We start from the raw sequence: 19,369 nt of genomic DNA, 5'->3' as shown, positions 1-19,369 counted from the left end.
CGGCGCCGGTCCCAGCGCGGAAGACACCGGCAGCAGGTGGGCAACCCTGGCGCGGGCGGCGGGCGGCGGGCGGCGGGCGGGAGGGGGGAGGGGGGAGGGGGACCCCCACGGGCAACTTCGAACCCTTGTGAACGAAGGGTCAAGCAAGCGTTCCTCCCCCCACCACCCCTCCGAGTGAGCCGCTATAACACGTCAACATGACGCCCAGAAATTTGCCACCCTCATCCCCAAGTTGATATAGAAGCGCCCCCCTGACCAGCCGCTTCAAAGATAATTGCGACTACTTGTGACCATTTGACTCCTTTGCGTTGACAACTCTGGGCATGTTCGCATTCGCCACCATTCACATCGTGGTGTAGATCACAAAGATGGCGACGAACTGCGTGTCGCAGATCACAAGCTGCCGGGCATAGGATGCGCACGTTCCAGGCTTTGTGAACTGCCTCACATGAGGTGGATCTCGGGAACTGGAACGCGGGTTCACCTCAGCGTGACCCGCCGGTTCCGATCTGCAGTCAAGGACGACTGGACGGAGGGAGCGGGGGCTATGAATGCCTACGCGCCGATCCTCGTACTCGGTGCCATCGCGGCGGCGTTCGCGGTCGGTTCCGTCGTGATGGCCTCACTCACCGGCCCCAAGCGCTACAACCGGGCCAAGTTGGAGGCGTACGAGTGCGGCATCGAGCCGACCCCGCAGCCCGTGGGCGGCGGTCGGTTCCCGATCAAGTACTACCTGACGGCGATGCTCTTCATCGTCTTCGACATCGAGATCGTCTTCCTCTACCCCTGGGCGGTGACCTTCGACGCCCTGGGGATCTTCGGGTTGGTCGAGATGCTCCTGTTCATCGCCACCGTCTTCGTCGCGTACGCCTACGTCTGGCGCCGCGGCGGCCTGGAGTGGGACTGAGTCGGTCGGGGGCGGCGCCGCCAGCGGGACGCCGCGCCTTGTGAACGAGTGGACAAGCTCGAACGGGCCGGACGTTCCCCCGGACGCTTCCCGGGCGCATCGCCGGACGTACCAGAGGACTTGAGGGCATTGAGAGGGATCTGATGGGAATCGAGGAGAAGCTGCCGAGCGGCTTTCTGCTCACGACCGTGGAGACGGCCGCCGGCTGGGTGCGCAAGGCGTCACTCTTCCCGGCCACCTTCGGTCTGGCCTGCTGCGCGATCGAGATGATGACCACCGGCGCCGGTCGCTACGACCTGGCCCGGTTCGGCATGGAGGTCTTCCGGGGCTCCCCCCGGCAGGCCGATCTGATGATCGTGGCGGGCCGGGTGAGTCAGAAGATGGCCCCGGTGCTGCGCCAGGTGTACGACCAGATGGCCAACCCGAAGTGGGTCATCTCGATGGGCGTCTGCGCCTCCTCCGGCGGGATGTTCAACAACTACGCGATCGTCCAGGGCGTCGACCACATCGTCCCGGTGGACATCTACCTGCCCGGTTGCCCGCCCCGCCCGGAGATGCTGATGGACGCCATCCTGAAGCTGCACGACAAGATCCAGCACGAGCCGTTGGGCGTGAACCGGCGCCGCGCCGAGGAACTGGGCGAGGCCCTGGCCCTCAAGGCCACCCCGATCAGCGAGATGCGGGGGCAGCTGCGATGAACGAGCAGGTACCCGAGACCCGCCGCGAGCAGCCGGTCCGCGAGATCCCGGTCGAGGTGGTCGGCCGCCGCCAGGGCATGTTCGGCGCCCAGGACACCGGTGACACCTCCGGCTTCGGCGGTCTGGCCGCCCCGATCGTGCTGCCCGGCCCGAGCGAACGCCCGTACGGCGGCTGGTTCGACGAGGTCGCCGACGAGTTCGAGGGCGCCCTGGAGGAACAGGGCCTGGACCCGGCCGAGGTGGTCGAGCGGACGGTGGTCGACCGCGGCGAGCTGACCTTCCAGGTCGACCGCGCCCACCTCCTGAAGGCGGTGCGCATCCTGCGCGACGACCCGGCGCTGCGCTTCGAACTGTGCCTGGGCGTCAGCGGCGTGCACTACCCCGGAGACAAGGGCCGCGAGCTGCACGCGGTCTACCACCTGCGCTCGATCACCCACGGCCGGCTGATCCGGCTGGAGGTCACCGCGCCGGACGCCGACCCGCACATCCCGTCGGTGGTGAGCGTCTACCCGACCAACGACTGGCACGAGCGCGAGGCCTACGACTTCTTCGGCCTGGTCTTCGACGGCCACCCGGCGCTCACCCGGATCATGATGCCGGACGACTGGCTGGGCCACCCGCAGCGCAAGGACTACCCGCTCGGCGGCATCCCCGTCGAGTACAAGGGCGCCCAGATCCCGGCACCCGACCAGCGGAGGTCGTACAGCTGATGAGCACTCAGCACTACGAAGGCGCCGATCAGGAGGCCCGCACGGCGGCCCCCGGCGCGGCCGAGGAGGCGCAGTCCCGGGACACCACCGAGGGCCGGGTCTTCACCGTCACCGGCGGTGACTGGGGCGAAGTGGTCGAGGCGGTCGGCCGGGCCGACGACGAACGCATCATCGTCAACATGGGCCCCCAGCACCCGTCCACCCACGGCGTGCTGCGGCTGATCCTGGAGATCGACGGCGAGACGGTGAAGGAGGCCCGCTGCGGCATCGGCTACCTCCACACCGGCATCGAGAAGAACATGGAGTTCCGCAACTGGGTCCAGGGCACCACCTTCGTGACCCGGATGGACTACCTGACCCCGTTGTTCAACGAGACCGCCTACTGCCTGGCGGTCGAGAAGCTGCTCGGCATCACCGACGACGTCCCGGACCGGGCCAGCGTCATCCGGGTGATGATGATGGAGCTGAACCGGATCGCCTCGCACCTGGTCTGCCTGGCCACCGGCGGCATGGAGATCGGCTCCACCACCCTGATGATCTACGGCTTCCGGGACCGCGAACTGATCCTGGACGTCTTCGAGCTGGTCACCGGCCTGCGGATGAACCACGCGTACGTACGCCCCGGCGGCCTGGCCCAGGACCTGCCGCCCGGCGCGGTCGACCAGATCCGCGAGGCGGTCCGCACCTTCCGCTCCCGGATGCACGAGTACGACAAACTCGCCACCGGCAACCCGGTGTTCAAGGCCCGCCTGGTCGACGTCGGCTTCCTGGACCTGGCCGGCTGCCTGGCCCTGGGCGCCACCGGACCGATCCTGCGGGCCGCCGGCCTGCCGCACGACCTGCGCAAGTCCGACCCCTACTGCGGTTACCAGGACTACGACTTCGAGGTCGCCACCGCCGACACCGCCGACTCCTACGGCCGCTTCCTGATCCGGCTGGAGGAGATGCGGCAGTCGCTGGGGATCGTCGAGCAGTGCCTGGACCGGCTGCGCCCGGGGCCGGTGATGGTGGCCGACCGGAAGATCGCCTGGCCGGCCCAACTGGCCGTCGGGCCGGACGGGATGGGCAATTCGCTCGACCACATCCGGAAGATCATGGGCACCTCGATGGAGGCCCTGATCCACCACTTCAAGCTGGTCACCGAGGGCTTCCGGGTCCCGGTCGGCCAGGCGTACGTGGCGGTCGAGTCGCCCAAGGGCGAGCTGGGCGTGCACGTGGTGAGCGACGGCGGGACGCGCCCGTACCGGGTGCACTTCCGGGACCCGTCCTTCACCAATCTGCAGTCGATGGCGGCGATGTGCGAGGGCGGCCAGGTGGCCGACGTGATCGTCGCGGTGGCCGGGATCGACCCGGTGATGGGAGGCGTGGACCGGTGACCGAAGTCGAACTGGGACTGCCGGCGCTGCCGGCCCCGCCGTACCCGGAGGAGGTGCGGGCCCGGCTGGCCGCGGACGCCGCCGAGCTGATCGGCCGCTACCCGCAGGCCCGTTCGGCCCTGCTGCCGCTGCTGCACCTGGTGCAGGCCGAGGAGGGCTTCGTCAGCCCGACCGGGATCCGCTTCTGCGCCGAGCAGGTGGGCCTGACCACCGCCGAGGTCACCGCGGTGGCGACCTTCTACACGATGTACCGCCGACGTCCGGCCGGGAAGTACCACGTCGGGGTCTGCACCAACACCCTGTGCGCGGTGCTCGGCGGGGACCAGATCTTCGCCGAGCTGCAGCAGCACCTGGGCATCGGCAACAACGAGACCACCGCGGACGGCGAGATCTCGATCGAGCACATCGAGTGCAACGCCGCCTGCGACTACGCCCCCGTGGTGATGGTCAACTGGGAGTTCTTCGACGACCAGACCCCCGGCAGCGCCCGGCGGCTGGTCGACGACCTGCGGGCCGGCCGCGAGGTGCGGCCCACCCGCGGCGCCCGGCTGTGCGGCTTCAAGGAGACCGCCCGGATGCTGGCCGGCTTCCCCGACGAGCGCCCGGGCGCCAACGACGAGTCCGGTGCCGGCGGCGCCCCCTCGCTGGCCGGCCTCCGGCTGGCCCGCGGCGAGGCCCTGCCCGGCACCGGCGGCACCCGGGTGGTCGCCCCCCGCCACGAGGACACCGGCACCGACACCACCGGCACCGACACCACTGGCACCACCGGCACCACCGGCACCACCGGCCCCGATACCCCACCCGAAGGCACCGGCACCCACCCCACCGGCACCGGCCAGGAAGGGACCGAAGCGTGATGACCTCCGCCGAGCCGGCCGAGAAGCTGCTCACCCCCGTCCTGTCCGACTCCTGGGACGACAGCCGCCCCTGGACACTCGCCACCTACCGCCGCCACCACGGCTACGAGGGCCTCAAGGCGGCCCTCGCCATGCCCCCGGACGACGTGATCGCCCTGGTCAAGGACTCCGGTCTGCGCGGCCGCGGCGGCGCCGGCTTCCCCACCGGGATGAAGTGGCAGTTCATCCCGCAGAACGACGGCAAGCCGCACTACCTGGTGGTCAACGCGGACGAGTCCGAACCGGGCACCTGCAAGGACATCCCGCTGCTGTTCGCCAACCCGCACGTGCTGATCGAGGGCATGGTGATCGCCTCCTACGCGATCCGCTGCGACCACGCCTTCGTCTACCTGCGCGGCGAGGTCGTCCCGGTGCTGCGCCGGCTGCACGCGGCGGTCGCCGAGGCCTACGAGGCCGGACTGCTGGGCCGGAACATCCTGGGCTCCGGCGTGGACCTGGACATCACCGTGCACGCCGGCGCCGGCGCCTACATCTGCGGCGAGGAGACGGCGCTGCTCGACTCGCTGGAGGGCCGCCGCGGCCAGCCGAGGCTGCGGCCGCCGTTCCCGGCGATCGCCGGCCTGTACGCCTGCCCGACGGTGGTGAACAACGTCGAGTCGATCGCCTCGGTGCCGCCGATCCTGGCCCGCGGCAAGGAGTGGTTCAGGAGCCTGGGCACCGAGAAGTCCCCGGGCTTCACGCTGTACTCGCTGTCCGGCCACGTCACCAACCCGGGCCAGTACGAGGCGCCGCTCGGCGTCACCCTGCGCCAGCTGCTGGACCTCAGCGGCGGCGTCCGGGCCGGGCACCGGCTGAAGTTCTGGACCCCGGGCGGCTCCTCCACCCCGATGTTCACGGACGAGCACCTCGACGTCCCGCTGGACTACGAGGGCGTCGGCGCGGCCGGCTCGATGCTCGGCACCAAGGCGCTGCAGGTCTTCGACGAGACCACCTGCGTGGTGCGCGCGGTGACCCGCTGGACGGAGTTCTACGCCCACGAGTCCTGCGGCAAGTGCACCCCCTGCCGTGAGGGCACCTACTGGCTGGTCCAGCTGCTGAAGCGGATCGAGGCGGGCGAGGGCGTCGACGGGGACCTGGAGAAGCTCCTCGACATCGCCGACAACATCAACGGCAAGTCCTTCTGCGCACTGGGCGACGGCGCGGCCAGCCCGATCGTCTCCTCGCTCCAGCACTTCCGGGCCGAGTACGAGCAGCACCTGGCCGAGCGCCGCTGCCCGTTCGACCCGGCCGCCTCCACCGTCTGGGCCGACGGCCCCCGCCCCGGCCACCAGTCCGCCACCGAAAGGGAGGTGCACGCGTGACGATCACAGAGCCAACCGCCTCCACGGCAGACCAGCCCGCGGTCGAACTGGTCACGCTCACCATCGACGGCGTCGAAGTGCAGGTCCCCAAGGGGACGTTGGTGATCCGGGCCGCCGAGACCATCGGCACCCAGATCCCGCGCTTCTGCGACCATCCGCTGCTGGACCCGGCCGGCGCCTGCCGGCAGTGCATCGTGGAGGTCGAGGGCCAGCGCAAGCCGGTCGCCTCCTGCACCGTGCCGGTGGCCGAGGGCATGGTGGTGCGCACCCAGCTGAGCTCGCCGGTGGCGGAGAAGGCGCAGCGCGGCGTGATGGAGCTGCTGCTGATCAACCACCCGCTGGACTGCCCGGTCTGCGACAAGGGCGGCGAGTGCCCGTTGCAGAACCAGGCGATGTCCAACGGGGCGGCGGACTCCCGCTTCGAGGGCATGAAGCGCACCTACGCCAAGCCGCTGCCGATCAGCAGCCAGGTGCTGCTGGACCGGGAGCGGTGCGTGCTGTGCGCGCGCTGCACCCGGTTCTCCCAGCAGATCGCCGGGGACCCGTTCATCGACCTGGTGGAGCGCGGGGCGCTGCAGCAGGTGGGCACCGGGGAGGGGGACGACTTCGAGTCGTACTTCTCCGGGAACACCATCCAGATCTGTCCGGTGGGTGCGCTGACCTCGGCGGCTTATCGTTTCCGCTCGCGCCCCTTCGACCTGGTGTCCTCGCCGAGCGTGTGCGAGCACTGCGCGGCGGGCTGCGCGCAGCGCACGGACCACCGGCGGGGCAAGGTGCTGCGCCGGCTGGCGGGCGAGGACCCGGCGGTGAACGAGGAGTGGAACTGCGACAAGGGCCGGTTCGCGTTCCGGTACGCCCAGCAGCGGGACCGGCTGACCTCCCCGCTGGTGCGGGTGGACGGCGAGCTGGTGCCGGTCTCCTGGCCGGAGGCGCTGGCCCGGGCGGCCGAGGGGCTGCGCGGGGCGCGTGCGGGGGTGCTGGCGGGCGGCCGGGTGACGGTGGAGGACGCGTACGGGTACGCGAAGTTCGCCCGGGTGGTGCTGGGCACCAACGACGTGGACTTCCGGGCCCGCCCGCACAGCGGTGAGGAGGCGGACTTCCTGGCCGCCGCGGTGGCCGGGCGCGGGGTGGACCTGGACGGGACGGGCCCCACCTACGAGCGGTTGGAGCAGGCGCCGGCGGTGCTGCTGGCGGGTTTCGAGCCGGAGGAGGAGTCGCCGATCGTCTTCCTGCGGCTGCGCAAGGCGTCCCGGGCGCCCGGCGGTCCGACGGTGTTCTCGGTGGCGGCGTTCGCCTCCCGGGGGCTGGCGAAGCTGCGCGGTGCGCTGCTGCCGGCCGCGCCGGGGACGGAGCCGGAGTGGTTCGCGGCGCTGGCGGCGGACGAGCCGTTGAGCGACGACGCCGGGCGGGCGGCGGAGCTGCTGCGCCGGCCGGGTGCGGTGATCCTGGCGGGTGAGCGGCTGGCGTCGGTGCCGGGGGCGTTGACGGCGGTGCTGCGGTTGGCGCGTGCCACCGGGGCGTCGCTGGCCTGGGTGCCGCGCCGGGCGGGGGAGCGCGGGGCGGTCGAGGCGGGTGCGTTGCCGGGTCTGCTGCCGGGCGGCCGTCCGGTGGCGGCCGCGGCGGCGCGGGCGGAGGCGGCCGCGGTGTGGGGGGTGGCGGAGCTGCCCTCGCGGCCGGGCCGGGACACCGGTCAGATCCTGACGGCGGCGGCGCGGGGCGATCTGGACGCGCTGCTGGTCGGCGGGGTGGATCCGGACGACCTGCCGGATCCGGCGCTGGCCGCGGAGGCGTTGGCGGCGGTGCCGTTCGTGGTGTCGCTGGAGTTGCGGCCGTCGGTGGTGACGGAGCGCGCGGACGTGGTGCTGCCGGTGGCGGCGGTGGCGGAGAAGGCGGGCACCTTCCTGGACTGGGAGGGCCGGGTGCGGATGTTCGAGGCCGCGCTGAAGCCGGACCAGCAGATGGGCCGTCACCTCCAGTCGGACCTGCGGGTGCTGGCGATGCTGGCGGACGCGCTGGGGCGCCGGCTGGGGGTGGCGGACGTGCGGGCGGCCCGGCTGGAGCTGGACCGCTTCGAGCCGTGGCGGGGTGACCGGGCGGCGGATCCGGCGGCGCATCCGGGGGTGCTGCCGCGGCCGGCCACCGGTCAGGCGGTGCTGGCGGGTTGGCGGCTGCTGCTGGACGAGGGCTCGTTGCAGTACGGCGATCCGCACCTGGCCGGCACCCGGCACCGCGCGGTGGCCCGGGTCTCGTCGGTGACGGCGAAGGAGGTCGGCGCCGATCCGGCGGGGGCGCTGCGGCTGACCGGTCCGGCGGGTTCGCTGGTGCTGCCGCTGGAGGTCACCGATTCGGTCCCGGACCGCACGGTCTGGATCCCGCTCAACTCCACGCCGGGCGGCGCCCATCGCGCGCTCGGCACCACCGTGGGCCATCTGGTCACCATCGCCGCGGCCGATCCGGCGGACGCCGTGGCGCGGCCCGAGGGCGAAGGGGAGGTCCGATGACCCCGCAGCCGTACGAGACGCTCCACTTCTTCGGCCAGGACCCGTGGTGGCTGGTGCTGTTGAAGGCGGTGTTCTGCTTCGCGTTCCTGGTGCTGACGGTGCTGATCGCGATCGTCTGGGAGCGCAAGGTGGTGGCCTGGATGCAGTTGCGCATCGGGCCGAACCGGCACGGCCCGTGGGGTCTGCTGCAGTCGCTGGCGGACGGTGTGAAGCTGGCGCTGAAGGAAGACCTGGTGGTCAAGGGCGCCGACAAGGTGGTCTACATCCTCGCGCCGATCGTCTGCGCCATCCCGGCGTTCATGGCCTTCGCGGTGATCCCGTTCGGTCCGCCCGGCAACGAGGTGTCGGTGTTCGGCACCCGGACGCCGCTCCAGCTGACCGACCTGCCGATCGCGCTGCTGTACGTCCTGGCGACGGCCTCGATCGGGATCTACGGGATCGTGCTGGCGGGCTGGTCCTCGGGGTCGACCTATCCGCTGCTGGGCGGGTTGCGCTCGGCCGCGCAGATGATCAGCTACGAGATCGCGATGGGCCTGTCCTTCGCGGCGGTGTTCATCTACTCGGGTTCGATGTCGACCTCGGAGATCGTGGCGCACCAGCAGCCGAAGTGGTTCGCGGTGCTGCTGCCGGTGTCGTTCATCGTCTACATCATCGCGATGGTCGGGGAGACCAACCGGGCGCCGTTCGACCTGCCGGAGGCCGAGGGCGAGCTGGTGGGCGGCTTCAACACCGAGTACTCCTCGCTGAAGTTCGCGATGTTCATGCTGGCCGAGTACGTGAACATGGTGACGGTCTCGGCGGTGGCCTCGACCCTGTTCCTGGGCGGTTGGCGGGCCCCGTGGCCGGTGTCGACGTTCTGGGCGGGCGCCAACCACGGCTGGTGGCCGATGCTGTGGATCACGCTGAAGATCCAGCTGCTGCTGTTCTTCTTCATCTGGCTGCGCGGGACGCTGCCCCGGCTGCGCTACGACCAGTTCATGAAGCTGGGCTGGAAGGTGCTGATCCCGGTCTCGCTGGTGTGGCTGGTGCTGATCGCGAGTGTGCGGGCGCTGCGCAACGAGGGGTACGGCTTCGGCGAGGTGGTGCTGTACGTGGGCGCGCCGGTCGGCGCGATCCTGCTGCTGGCGCTGGTGCGGGACTTCCTGCGCAAGCAGCCGGAGGAGGAGCCGCGGCCGCCGAGGGCCGAGTTCGATCCGATGGCGGGCGGGTACCCGGTGCCGCCGCTGCCCGGCCAGGTGCTGCCGCCGGTGCCGCGTCGGCCGAGCCGCGCCCCGAAGCAACTCCAGGACGCCCTCAACGGGGCCGACCATTCCGAAGGGAGCTGATCCGCGATGGAGTCCGAGCAGACGGGCCGGCCCGAGCGGGCCGACCGGCCGTCGGTCCTGGGCCCGGCCGCCGGTTTCGGCGTGACCTTCAAGGCCATGTTCAAGAAGCGGCTGACCGAGCAGTACCCGGAGCAGAAGAAGCCGACCGCGCCGCGCTTCCACGGCCGGCACCAGCTGAACCGGCATCCGGACGGCCTGGAGAAGTGCGTCGGCTGCGAGTTGTGCGCGTGGGCCTGTCCGGCCGACGCGATCTACGTGGAGGGCGCGGACAACCGGGACGAGGAGCGGTACTCGCCGGGTGAGCGCTACGGCGCGGTGTACCAGATCAACTACGCCCGCTGCATCCTGTGCGGGCTGTGCATCGAGGCGTGCCCGACCAGGGCGCTGACCATGACCAACGAGTACGAGCTGGCGGACTCCTCCCGCAAGGACCTGATCTTCACCAAGGAGCAGCTGCTGGTCGGCCTGTCCGAGGGCATGGTCGACAGCCCGCACGCGATCTTCCCGGGCACCGACGAGGGCGCGTACTACCGGGGCGAGGTGACCGCGGCGGCGCCGGGGACGGTCCAGCAGGAGCGCACCGACCGGGAGAAGGAGGTGCGGCCGTGATCGGACAGTTGGCGGCGGCGGGCGGGACGACCTCCACGGGTGAGGCGGTCCAGTTCTGGGTGCTCGCGGTGATCGCGGTGGGCGGCGCGCTGGGCATGCTGCTGATGCGCCGGGCGGTGCACAGCGCGCTGTGCCTGGCCGGCACGATGATGGCGCTGGCGCTCTGCTACCTGGCGCAGGGGGCGGTGTTCCTGGGTGTGGTGCAGATCGTGGTCTACACCGGCGCGATCATGATGCTGTTCCTGTTCGTGGTGATGCTGGTCGGCGTGACCAGCGAGGACTCCCTGAAGGAGCAGTTGAAGGGCCAGCGGTTCGCGGCGGTGCTGTGCGGGCTGGGCTTCGGGGTGCTGCTGATCGCGGGGATCGCGAACGCGAAGCTGGGCCACTTCACCGGGCTGGCCGAGGCGAACGCCGAGGGCAACGTGCCGGGCCTGGCCCGGCTGATCTTCACCCGCTACGTGTGGGCCTTCGAGGTCACCGGCGCGCTGCTGATCACCGCGGCGGTCGGTGCGATGGTGCTGACCCACCGGGAGCACGTGACGGCGCCGAAGACCCAGCGGGAGCTGGCGGAGCAGCGGGTGCGGGACAACATCCAGGTGCCGCCGCTGCCGGCGCCGGGCGTGTACGCGCGGCACAACGCGGTGGACGTCCCGGCGCTGCTGCCGGACGGCACGGTCGCGGAGGACTCGGTGATGGCGACGCTGCGCGAGCGCGGCCAGGTGCGGGACGTCAGTCAGTCCATGCTGCAGCGGATGGCGGAGCTGGAGAACAGCACGGCGGACTGGCTGGGCCGGCCGTCGTCGGAGCGGCCGGCGGTGGCGGCTCCGCGCAAGTCCCTGGAGCCGGCCGCCACCGGCGGCAACCACCCGACCGGCGAGGAGGGCGCGGAGTGAACCCGGTCAACTACCTCTACCTGTCAGCCCTGTTGTTCACCATCGGTGCGTCCGGGGTGCTGATCCGGCGCAACGCGATCGTGCTGTTCATGTGCGTGGAGCTGATGCTGAACGCCTCGAACCTGGCGCTGGTGACCTTCTCGCGGCTGCACGGGACCCTGGACGGTCAGGTCATCGCGTTCTTCACGATGGTGGTCGCGGCGGCCGAGGTCGTGGTCGGCCTCGCCATCATCGTCTCCATCTTCCGGACCAGGCACTCCGCTTCGGTCGACGACAGCAACCTGATGAAGCTGTAGGCGGAGGGCCCTCGGTGAACTCTCTCATTCCGCTTCTGGTGGCGGCCCCGCTGGCCGGTGCCGTCCTGCTGCTGCTGGGCGGCCGGGCCCTGGACCGGTTCGGCCACTGGCTGGCCACCGCGCTCGCCGCGCTCTCGTTCGGCTTCGGCCTGGCACTGTTCTCGGACCTGCTGGGCCGGGACGCCGAGCACCGGACGGTGACGAAGCACCTGTTCAGCTGGGTGCCGGTGAACGGCTTCCAGGCCGATGTCTCGTTCCGGCTCGACCAGTTGTCGATGACCTTCGTGCTGCTGATCACCGGGGTGGGCACGCTGATCCACCTGTACTCGGTGGGCTACATGGCGCACGACGAGCGCCGGCGCCGGTTCTTCGCGTACCTGAACCTGTTCCTGGCCGCCATGCTGCTGCTGGTGGTCGCGGACAACTACCTCCTGCTGTACGCCGGTTGGGAGGGGGTGGGGCTCGCCTCCTACCTGCTGATCGGCTTCTGGCAGCACAAGCCGAGCGCGGCGACGGCGGCCAAGAAGGCCTTCATCGTCAACCGGGTCGGCGACATGGGGCTGTCGATCGCGATCATGCTGATGTTCGCGGAGTTCGGCTCCTTCGCCTTCGGTCCGGTCTTCGCCGGGGCGCACGGGGCGAGCGAGGGCAAGCTGACCGCGATCGGCCTGATGCTGCTGCTGGCGGCGTGCGGCAAGTCGGCGCAGGTGCCGCTGCAGTCCTGGCTCGGGGACGCGATGGAGGGCCCGACCCCGGTCTCGGCCCTGATCCACGCGGCGACCATGGTGACCGCCGGCGTCTACCTGATCACCCGCTCCTCGGCGATCTTCGACCTGGCGCCGGACGCGCAGACCGCCGTGGTGGTGGTCGGCGCGGTGACGCTGCTGTTCGGTGCGGTCGTCGGGTGCGCCAAGGACGACATCAAGAAGGCGCTGGCCGGTTCGACCATGTCGCAGATCGGCTACATGGTGATGGCGGCCGGGCTGGGGCCGATCGGCTACGCCTTCGCGATCATGCACCTGGTGACCCACGGCTTCTTCAAGGCCGGGCTGTTCCTCGGCGCCGGGTCGGTCATGCACGGCATGGACGACGAGGTGAACATGCGGCACTACGGCGGACTGCGCCGGTACATGCCGTGGACCTTCGCCACCTTCGGCCTCGGCTACCTGGCCATCATCGGCTTCCCCGGGCTGTCCGGCTTCTTCTCCAAGGACAAGATCATCGAGGCGGCGTTCGCCAAGGGCGGCACCGAGGGCTGGATCCTCGGCCTGTGCGCGCTGGTCGGCGCGGCGGTCACCGCGTTCTACATGACCCGGGTGATGCTGCTGACCTTCTTCGGCGAGAAGCGCTGGCAGCCGGACGCCAAGGGCGACCTCCCGCACCCGCACGAGTCGCCGCGGACGATGGTCGTCCCGATGGTGCTGCTGTCCTTCGGCTCGGTGTTCGCGGGCGGGCTGTTCGCCTTCAACGACTCCTTCCTGAAGTGGCTGGAGCCGGTCACCGGGCACAGCGAGGGCAACTCCCCGCTCGGCTCGTGGACCGTCACCGGGCTGACCACGGTCTGCATGCTGGCCGGGGTCGGCCTGTCGTACGCGATGTACGGGCGTTCGCCCGTCCCGGTGGTGCCGCCGGTCGGCTCCCCGCTCACCCGGGCGGCCCGCCGCGACCTGCTGCAGGACGACTTCAACCACGCCGTGCTGGTGCGGCCGGGGTCGGCGCTCACCGCGACCCTGGTCTACTTCGACAGCCGCGGCCTGGACGGCTTCGTCAACGGGCTGGCGGCCCTGATCGGGGGCCTGTCGAGCCGGCTGCGGCGGGTCCAGAACGGCTTCGTCCGCTCGTACGCGCTCTCCATGTTCGGCGGCACGCTGGTGCTGGTCGCCTCGACTCTCCTGATGAGGTCCGTGTGATGACTCGTCCTGAAACGCATCGGGGGGGCCGGTCATGAGCGTGCTGCTGACCACCACCTGTGTCGTCCCGGCGGCCGGCGCGGTGCTCACCGCCGCGCTGCCCGCCGGGTCGAGCGAGGCCCGGCGCCGCACCACCAAGACCGTGGCGCTGACCGTCTCGGCGGTGACCGTGGCGCTGGCGGCCCTGGTGGCGGTGCGGTTCGACCCGCACGGCGCCCGCTACCAGCTGACCGAGTCGTACAGCTGGATCCGCTCCTTCGGGATCACCTTCTCGCTGGGCGTGGACGGCATCGGCGCGGTGCTCGCGCTGCTGACGGCCGTCCTGGTGCCGATGGTGATGCTGGCCTCCTGGCACGACGCCGACCCGGCCCCGACCGCCGCCGACGGCGCCGCCGACCCCGACACCTTCGAGGGGCGGCGCCGCACCCAGGCCTTCTTCGCCCTGATCCTGGCGGTCGAGGCGATGGTGATCGTCTCCTTCTACGCCACCGACGTCTTCCTGTTCTACGTGTTCTTCGAAGCCATGCTGATCCCGATGTACTTCCTGATCGGCGGCTTCGGCGACCGGGCGGGCGGCCCGGAGTCGGCGCGCCAGCGCTCCTACGCGGCCGTCAAGTTCCTGCTGTACAACCTGCTCGGCGGCCTGGTGATGCTGGCCGCGGTGATCGGGCTGTACGTGATCGCCCAGGAGCAGGGGTTCGGCACCTTCGACCTGCCGACCCTGACCGGCGCGATCGCCGACGGCAGCCTGAAGCTCTCCGGCACCGCCCAGAACGCGCTGTTCCTGGGCTTCTTCTTCGCCTTCGCGGTGAAGGCCCCGCTGTGGCCGCTGCACACCTGGCTGCCGAACGCGATGGGCGAGGCGACGGCCGGCACCGCGGTGCTGATCACCGCGGTGGTGGACAAGGTCGGCACCTTCGCGATGCTGCGCTTCTGCCTGGGGCTGTTCCCGGACGCCTCGAAGACCTTCGCCCCGGCGATCCTGGTGCTGTCGCTGGTCGGGATCGTCTACGGCGCGCTGCTGGCGGTCGGCCAGAAGGACATCAAGCGGCTGGTCGCCTACGCCTCGATCTCGCACTTCGGCTTCATCATCATGGGCATCTTCGCCATGACCAGCCAGGGCCAGAGCGGCGCGACCCTCTACATGGTCAACCACGGCCTCTCCACCGCCGCGTGGATGCTGGTGGCCGGCTTCCTGATCTCGCGCCGCGGCTCGCGGCTGATCGCCGACTACGGCGGCGTGCAGAAGGTGGCCCCGGTGCTCGCCGGGACGTTCCTGATCGGCAGCCTGGCGACCCTGTCGCTGCCCGGGCTGGCGCCGTTCGTCAGCGAGTTCCTGGTGCTGGTGGGCACCTTCACCCGCTACCCGGCGATCGGGATCGTCGCCACCTTCGGCATCGTGCTGGCCGCGCTGTACGCCCTGCTGCTGTACCAGCGCACCATGACCGGGCCGGTGAAGGAGGGCGTGCGCGCGATGCCGGACCTCAAGGTCCGCGAACTCGCCGTGGTGGCGCCGCTGGTGGCGCTGACCGTGCTGCTCGGCGTCTACCCCAGGCCGCTCACCGACCTGGTCAACCCCTCGGTGGACGCGACGCTCTCGCAGATCCACCGGACCGACCCGGCGCCGGCCCACCCGGTCGCCGCCACCTCAGGAGGTGAGCAGAAGTGAGTGCCACCGCAGTGCTCGCCGCCGCCGGCGGCAGCGCCTCCGGCATCCCCGCGCCGCACATCGAGTACGGCCAACTCTCCCCGATGCTGGTGGTCTTCGGCGCCGCCGTGGCCGGCATCCTGGTCGAGGCCTTCGTCCCGCGCCGGCTGCGGCACTGGACCCAGGTCTCGCTCTCGCTGGTCGCCCTGGTCGGCGCGTTCGTCGCCGTGGTGGTGCTGGCGGCCCAGGGCCACGGCGCGCCCCGGATCGACCTGCTGGCCATGGAGTCGGTGGCGCTGGACGGCCCGGCGCTGTTCCTCCAGGGCGTGATCCTGCTGGTCGCCGTGGTCGCGGTGCTCACCTACGCCGAGCGCAAGCTGGAGCCCAAGGCCGGCGGGGTGCCCGCCGACGCCTTCGCCCCCCAGGCGGCGGCCACCCCCGGCGGGGAGCAGGAGCGGGCCGCGGTCCGGGCCGGCTTCGCCACCACCGAGGTCTTCCCGCTGACCCTGTTCGCGGTCGGCGGCATGCTGCTCTTCCCGGCCGCCAACGACCTGCTGACCATGTTCGTGGCGCTGGAGGTCTTCTCCCTGCCGCTGTACCTGCTCTGCGCGCTGGCCCGGCGCCGCCGGCTGCTCTCCCAGGAGGCGGCGGTCAAGTACTTCCTGCTGGGCGCCTTCGCCTCGGCGTTCTTCCTGTTCGGCACGGCGCTGCTGTACGGCTACGCGGGCAGCGTGAAGCTCGGTGACATCGCGGACGTCATCGCCGGCAAGGCGATGACCACTCCGGCCCAGCTCTCCAGCACCCAGAGCGACGCGCTGCTGCTGACCGGGCTGGCGATGCTGGCGGTGGGCCTGCTGTTCAAGGTCGGCGCGGTGCCGTTCCACTCCTGGACCCCGGACGTCTACCAGGGCGCGCCGACCCCGGTGACCGGCTTCATGGCCGCCGCCACCAAGGTCGCCGCGTTCGGGGCGTTCCTGCGGCTGTTCTACGTGGCCTTCCCGGGCCTGCGGCTGGACTGGCGGCCGGTGCTGTGGGGTGTGGCGATCCTGACCATGGTGGTCGGCGCGGTGCTGGCGGTGACCCAGCAGGACGTCAAGCGGCTGCTGGCGTACTCCTCGATCGCGCACGCCGGCTTCATCCTGACCGGGGTGATCGCGGTCAACAAGCAGGGCCTGTCCTCGGTGCTGTTCTACCTGGCCGCCTACTCCTTCGTGACGCTCGGCGCCTTCGCCGTGGTCACCCTGGTGCGGGACTCCAAGGGCGAGGCGACCCACCTGTCCAGTTGGGCGGGGCTGGGCCGGCGCTCGCCGCTGGTGGCGGCGGTGTTCGCGCTGTTCCTGCTGGCCTTCGCGGGGATTCCGCTGACCTCCGGGTTCACCGGGAAGTTCGCGGTGTTCCAGGCGGCGGCGGCCGGCGGGGCGACGCCGCTGGTGATCGTCGGTGTGCTGAGTTCGGCGGTGGCCGCGTTCTTCTACATCCGGGTGATCGTGCTGATGTTCTTCTCCGACCCCCAGCCGGGCGGGCCGACGGTGGTGATCCCGAGCGCCTTCACGGCGACCGCGATCGGGGTGGGGGTGCTGGTCACGCTGGGCCTGGGCCTGCTGCCCCAGTACTTCCTGGACCTCGCCTCCAAGGCCTCGTTGTTCGCGTACTGATCCGCGCGCCGGCCCGCGCGCCGGACCGGAATTGATCCACGCGGCGGTCCGCGTGCGAATCCGCCCCGATTCGCGCGCGGATTCGCGCACCGACCGGCTCCGGCCGGTTTGCCGGAGGCCGGTCCGGATGTCCGGACCGGTCTCCGGCCTTTATCGCCAGCCGAATTCGCCCCCACCGCCGCTTCGCCCGCGAACCCCTGCTGACCAGGGCTTCCGGCTCGGGCATGACAGGATCCGCACGCCCGTGCAGTGATCCACTCCCGACCGGATACCCTGCCTGTATGGCCAGCGGCGGCACTCAGGGACCAGGCCGCTAGATCGACCAGGGACAGAGGAGTGGTCTTCGTGACCGTCGTGGGACCCTTCGGGCTCAGCGTGCAGGACCGCGACCTGACCCGGGACGTCCAGGTCGGACTGGACGCGGTGGAGGCGGCGCTCTCCGAGGCCGTCAAGAGCGACGTCCCGTTCATCACCGTCACCGCCAGCCACCTGATCGAGGCCGGCGGCAAGCGCTTCCGCCCGCTGCTCCTGCTGCTGGCCGCCCAGTTCGGCGACCCGGGGGCGCCCGGGGTGGTGCCGGCCGCCGTGGTGGTGGAGCTGACCCACCTGGCCACGCTGTACCACGACGACGTGATGGACGAGGCCCCGGTGCGCCGCGGCGCGGAGAGCGCCAACTCCCGCTGGGACAACTCGGTGGCCATCCTCACCGGCGACTTCCTGTTCTCCCGCGCCTCCCAGGTGCTCGCCGACCTCGGCCCGGAGGCGGTGCGGATGCAGGCCGAGGCCTTCGAGCGGCTGGTCACCGGCCAGATCCTGGAGACCCGCGGCCCGGGCCCGGAGGGCGACCCGCTGCTGCACTACCTGGACGTGCTGGAGGGCAAGACCGGCTCGCTGATCGCGGTCTCCTGCCGGATAGGAGCGCTGGTGTCCGGCGCCGAGCCGTGGGTGGTGGACACCCTCGGCGAGTTCGGCGAGCGGATCGGCATCGCCTTCCAGCTGGCCGACGACGTGCTGGACGTGGCCAGCGACGGCCACGAGTCCGGCAAGACCCCCGGCACCGACCTGCGCGAGGGAGTGCCGACCCTGCCGACCCTGCTGGTGGAGCAGACGCCGGTCGACCCGTCCGACCCGGACGACGTCCGGCTGCGCGAACTGCTCGCCCAGGACCTCTCGGACGACGACCTGCACGCCGAGGCGCTGCGCCTGCTGCGCACCCACCCGGCGCTGGAGCGCGCCCGCCGGGAGACCCTGCGGCACGCCGAGGAGGCCCGGGCGCTGCTGGCCCCGCTGCCCGACTGCGCGGCGAAGGCGGCCCTGGACGGGCTCTGCGACGCGGTGGCGATCCGCACCATGTGACCTCCGGCCCGGCCGGCGTCGGCCCGGCGTCGGCCCGGCGTCGGCCCGGCGCCCGCCCGGGCGCCCGGCCCGCGCCCGCGCCGGGCCCGCCACGGGCGCGATCCGGGACTCGCCCGCGCCGGCCCGGCGGGATGGGGGAGACTGGCACCCGTCAGCTCACCCCTGCCGGAAGGTCGCCATGCGCCGCGTCGTCATCGCCGAGGACTCCGTACTGCTGCGGGAGGGTCTGACCCGGCTGCTCACCGACCGCGGCCTGGAGGTCGTGGCGGGCGTCGGGGACGGCGACGCCCTGGTGAAGACCATCCACGACCTGGCGGCGGCCGACGCCCTGCCGGACGTGGTGGTCTCGGACGTGCGGATGCCGCCGACCCACACCGACGAGGGCCTGCGGGCCTGCGTGGAACTGCGCGGCCGCTACCCGCAGCTGGGCGTGCTCGTGCTGTCGCAGTTCGTGGAGGAGCGGTACGCCTCCGAGCTGCTGGCCGGCTCCACCCGGGGCGTCGGCTACCTGCTGAAGGACCGGGTCGCCGAGGTGCGCGAGTTCGCCGACGCGGTGGTGCGGGTCGCCGAGGGCGGCACCGCGCTGGACCCGGAGGTGGTGCAGCAGCTGCTCAGCCGCAGCCGCAAGGGCGACGTTCTGGCCAATCTCACCCCGCGCGAGCGCGAGGTGCTCGGCCTGATGGCGGAGGGGCGCACCAACGCGGCGGTGGCCAAGCAGCTGGTGGTCTCCGACGGGGCGGTCGAGAAGCACGTCAGCAACATCTTCCTCAAGCTCGGCCTGGCCCAGAGCCCGGAGGACCACCGCCGGGTGCTCGCGGTGCTCACCTACCTCAACTCCTGACCGCAGGCCTGGTCGCGGCCCGCCGGCGCGGGGGCGGAATGAGCTCCGGCGCCGGCGCGTTGTGAGGAGCAGCGGTACCCCCGTGGCCGGGCCTGATCCCGGGCCTGATCCCGGGCCGGAAACCCGGCCCGGTCCCGGGCGAAATTCCGGCCGGGGTTCCCGCCGGAGTTCCAGCCGGGGCCGAGTTCGCGCGCATAGGATGCCAGCGGTGCACCAGGCGGACGGGGCACGGGGCCGCGCCCGCGGTGGTGCGCCCACGAGGAGGTCCGCGGCAGTGACCAGTCAGGTCGATCAGTCAGAGGCAGTGGACGGGTCGGGCGACGAACAGGGTCGCACCGGCAGCGGTGCGCAGCGCCCCGGAGCGGCCGCCCCCGCCGGTCCGTCCGCCCCGGGCGGCCCACCGGAACGGCCCGGCAAGCCCGTTCG

16 protein-coding genes are annotated in these 19,369 nt (G+C 71.5%); all 16 read left to right on the top strand.

Annotated elements, in window-relative coordinates:
* The first annotated feature begins 547 nt into the window (after window positions 1-547).
* The 16 genes from AB0O91_RS24045 to AB0O91_RS23970 all read left to right on the top strand — a co-directional run bounded on the left by AB0O91_RS24045 (window position 548) and on the right by AB0O91_RS23970 (window position 18,943).
* Window positions 548-907, top strand: coding sequence for an NADH-quinone oxidoreductase subunit A (locus AB0O91_RS24045; protein ID WP_030060100.1), 360 nt, complete (start codon window positions 548-550; stop codon window positions 905-907).
* Between the two features lie 143 nt (window positions 908-1,050).
* Window positions 1,051-1,605: an NADH-quinone oxidoreductase subunit B gene (locus AB0O91_RS24040; protein WP_031079294.1), complete on the top strand. Its 555-nt coding sequence runs from the start codon at window positions 1,051-1,053 to the stop codon at window positions 1,603-1,605.
* Window positions 1,602-2,315, top strand: coding sequence for an NADH-quinone oxidoreductase subunit C (locus AB0O91_RS24035; RefSeq protein WP_363436462.1), 714 nt, complete (start codon window positions 1,602-1,604; stop codon window positions 2,313-2,315). The genes AB0O91_RS24040 and AB0O91_RS24035 overlap by 4 nt, the downstream gene beginning before the upstream one ends.
* Window positions 2,315-3,691, top strand: a complete 1,377-nt coding sequence (locus AB0O91_RS24030) for an NADH-quinone oxidoreductase subunit D (RefSeq protein ID WP_363436459.1) — start codon at window positions 2,315-2,317, stop codon at window positions 3,689-3,691. Before AB0O91_RS24035 ends, AB0O91_RS24030 begins: the two co-directional genes overlap by 1 nt.
* Window positions 3,688-4,548, top strand: a complete 861-nt coding sequence (gene nuoE / locus AB0O91_RS24025) for an NADH-quinone oxidoreductase subunit NuoE (protein ID WP_363436456.1) — start codon at window positions 3,688-3,690, stop codon at window positions 4,546-4,548. Before AB0O91_RS24030 ends, nuoE begins: the two co-directional genes overlap by 4 nt.
* A complete protein-coding gene (gene nuoF / locus AB0O91_RS24020; RefSeq protein WP_363436453.1) occupies window positions 4,548-5,909 on the top strand; it encodes an NADH-quinone oxidoreductase subunit NuoF in 1,362 nt (453 codons plus the stop codon). Before nuoE ends, nuoF begins: the two co-directional genes overlap by 1 nt.
* A complete protein-coding gene (locus tag AB0O91_RS24015) occupies window positions 5,906-8,410 on the top strand; it encodes an NADH-quinone oxidoreductase subunit G (protein ID WP_363436450.1) in 2,505 nt (834 codons plus the stop codon). The genes nuoF and AB0O91_RS24015 overlap by 4 nt, the downstream gene beginning before the upstream one ends.
* On the top strand, window positions 8,407-9,735 hold the full coding sequence (gene nuoH, locus AB0O91_RS24010) for an NADH-quinone oxidoreductase subunit NuoH (RefSeq protein ID WP_363436447.1): 1,329 nt from the start codon (window positions 8,407-8,409) through the stop codon (window positions 9,733-9,735). Before AB0O91_RS24015 ends, nuoH begins: the two co-directional genes overlap by 4 nt.
* 6 nt (window positions 9,736-9,741) lie before the next feature.
* Window positions 9,742-10,344: an NADH-quinone oxidoreductase subunit NuoI gene (gene nuoI / locus AB0O91_RS24005; RefSeq protein ID WP_363436444.1), complete on the top strand. Its 603-nt coding sequence runs from the start codon at window positions 9,742-9,744 to the stop codon at window positions 10,342-10,344.
* On the top strand, window positions 10,344-11,237 hold the full coding sequence (locus AB0O91_RS24000) for an NADH-quinone oxidoreductase subunit J (RefSeq protein WP_363436480.1): 894 nt from the start codon (window positions 10,344-10,346) through the stop codon (window positions 11,235-11,237). The genes nuoI and AB0O91_RS24000 overlap by 1 nt, the downstream gene beginning before the upstream one ends.
* Window positions 11,234-11,533 (top strand): NADH-quinone oxidoreductase subunit NuoK, encoded by a 300-nt coding sequence (gene nuoK / locus AB0O91_RS23995; protein ID WP_350516917.1) that lies wholly within the window; start codon window positions 11,234-11,236, stop codon window positions 11,531-11,533. The genes AB0O91_RS24000 and nuoK overlap by 4 nt, the downstream gene beginning before the upstream one ends.
* Before the next feature lie 14 nt (window positions 11,534-11,547).
* Window positions 11,548-13,443, top strand: coding sequence for an NADH-quinone oxidoreductase subunit L (nuoL, locus tag AB0O91_RS23990; protein ID WP_363436441.1), 1,896 nt, complete (start codon window positions 11,548-11,550; stop codon window positions 13,441-13,443).
* A gap of 34 nt (window positions 13,444-13,477) precedes the next feature.
* Window positions 13,478-15,112 carry an NADH-quinone oxidoreductase subunit M gene (locus AB0O91_RS23985; protein WP_363436438.1) on the top strand — a complete coding sequence of 545 codons (1,635 nt, stop codon included), beginning with the start codon at window positions 13,478-13,480 and terminating at the stop codon, window positions 15,110-15,112.
* Complete coding sequence (gene nuoN, locus AB0O91_RS23980; protein WP_363436436.1) at window positions 15,109-16,746, top strand: NADH-quinone oxidoreductase subunit NuoN; 1,638 nt, start codon at window positions 15,109-15,111, stop codon at window positions 16,744-16,746. The genes AB0O91_RS23985 and nuoN overlap by 4 nt, the downstream gene beginning before the upstream one ends.
* A 345-nt stretch (window positions 16,747-17,091) precedes the next feature.
* On the top strand, window positions 17,092-18,102 hold the full coding sequence (locus tag AB0O91_RS23975) for a polyprenyl synthetase family protein (protein WP_363436433.1): 1,011 nt from the start codon (window positions 17,092-17,094) through the stop codon (window positions 18,100-18,102).
* A gap of 178 nt (window positions 18,103-18,280) precedes the next feature.
* A complete protein-coding gene (locus AB0O91_RS23970; protein ID WP_363436430.1) occupies window positions 18,281-18,943 on the top strand; it encodes a response regulator transcription factor in 663 nt (220 codons plus the stop codon).
* Window positions 18,944-19,369 lie beyond the last annotated feature (426 nt).

Origin of the sequence: Kitasatospora sp. NPDC089797, from assembly GCF_040684795.1 — a bacterium.
Taxonomy (GTDB): domain Bacteria; phylum Actinomycetota; class Actinomycetes; order Streptomycetales; family Streptomycetaceae; genus Kitasatospora.
This window is presented reverse-complemented; position numbering and strand designations above follow the sequence as displayed.

Coding starts and splice junctions, on each gene's coding strand:
- AB0O91_RS24045 (WP_030060100.1), top strand. CDS start 548: ATGAATGCCTACGCGCCGATCCTCGTACTCGGTGCCATCGCGGCGGCG.
- AB0O91_RS24040 (WP_031079294.1), top strand. CDS start 1,051: ATGGGAATCGAGGAGAAGCTGCCGAGCGGCTTTCTGCTCACGACCGTG.
- AB0O91_RS24035 (WP_363436462.1), top strand. CDS start 1,602: ATGAACGAGCAGGTACCCGAGACCCGCCGCGAGCAGCCGGTCCGCGAG.
- AB0O91_RS24030 (WP_363436459.1), top strand. CDS start 2,315: ATGAGCACTCAGCACTACGAAGGCGCCGATCAGGAGGCCCGCACGGCG.
- nuoF (WP_363436453.1), top strand. CDS start 4,548: ATGACCTCCGCCGAGCCGGCCGAGAAGCTGCTCACCCCCGTCCTGTCC.
- nuoH (WP_363436447.1), top strand. CDS start 8,407: ATGACCCCGCAGCCGTACGAGACGCTCCACTTCTTCGGCCAGGACCCG.
- nuoI (WP_363436444.1), top strand. CDS start 9,742: ATGGAGTCCGAGCAGACGGGCCGGCCCGAGCGGGCCGACCGGCCGTCG.
- AB0O91_RS23985 (WP_363436438.1), top strand. CDS start 13,478: ATGAGCGTGCTGCTGACCACCACCTGTGTCGTCCCGGCGGCCGGCGCG.
- AB0O91_RS23970 (WP_363436430.1), top strand. CDS start 18,281: ATGCGCCGCGTCGTCATCGCCGAGGACTCCGTACTGCTGCGGGAGGGT.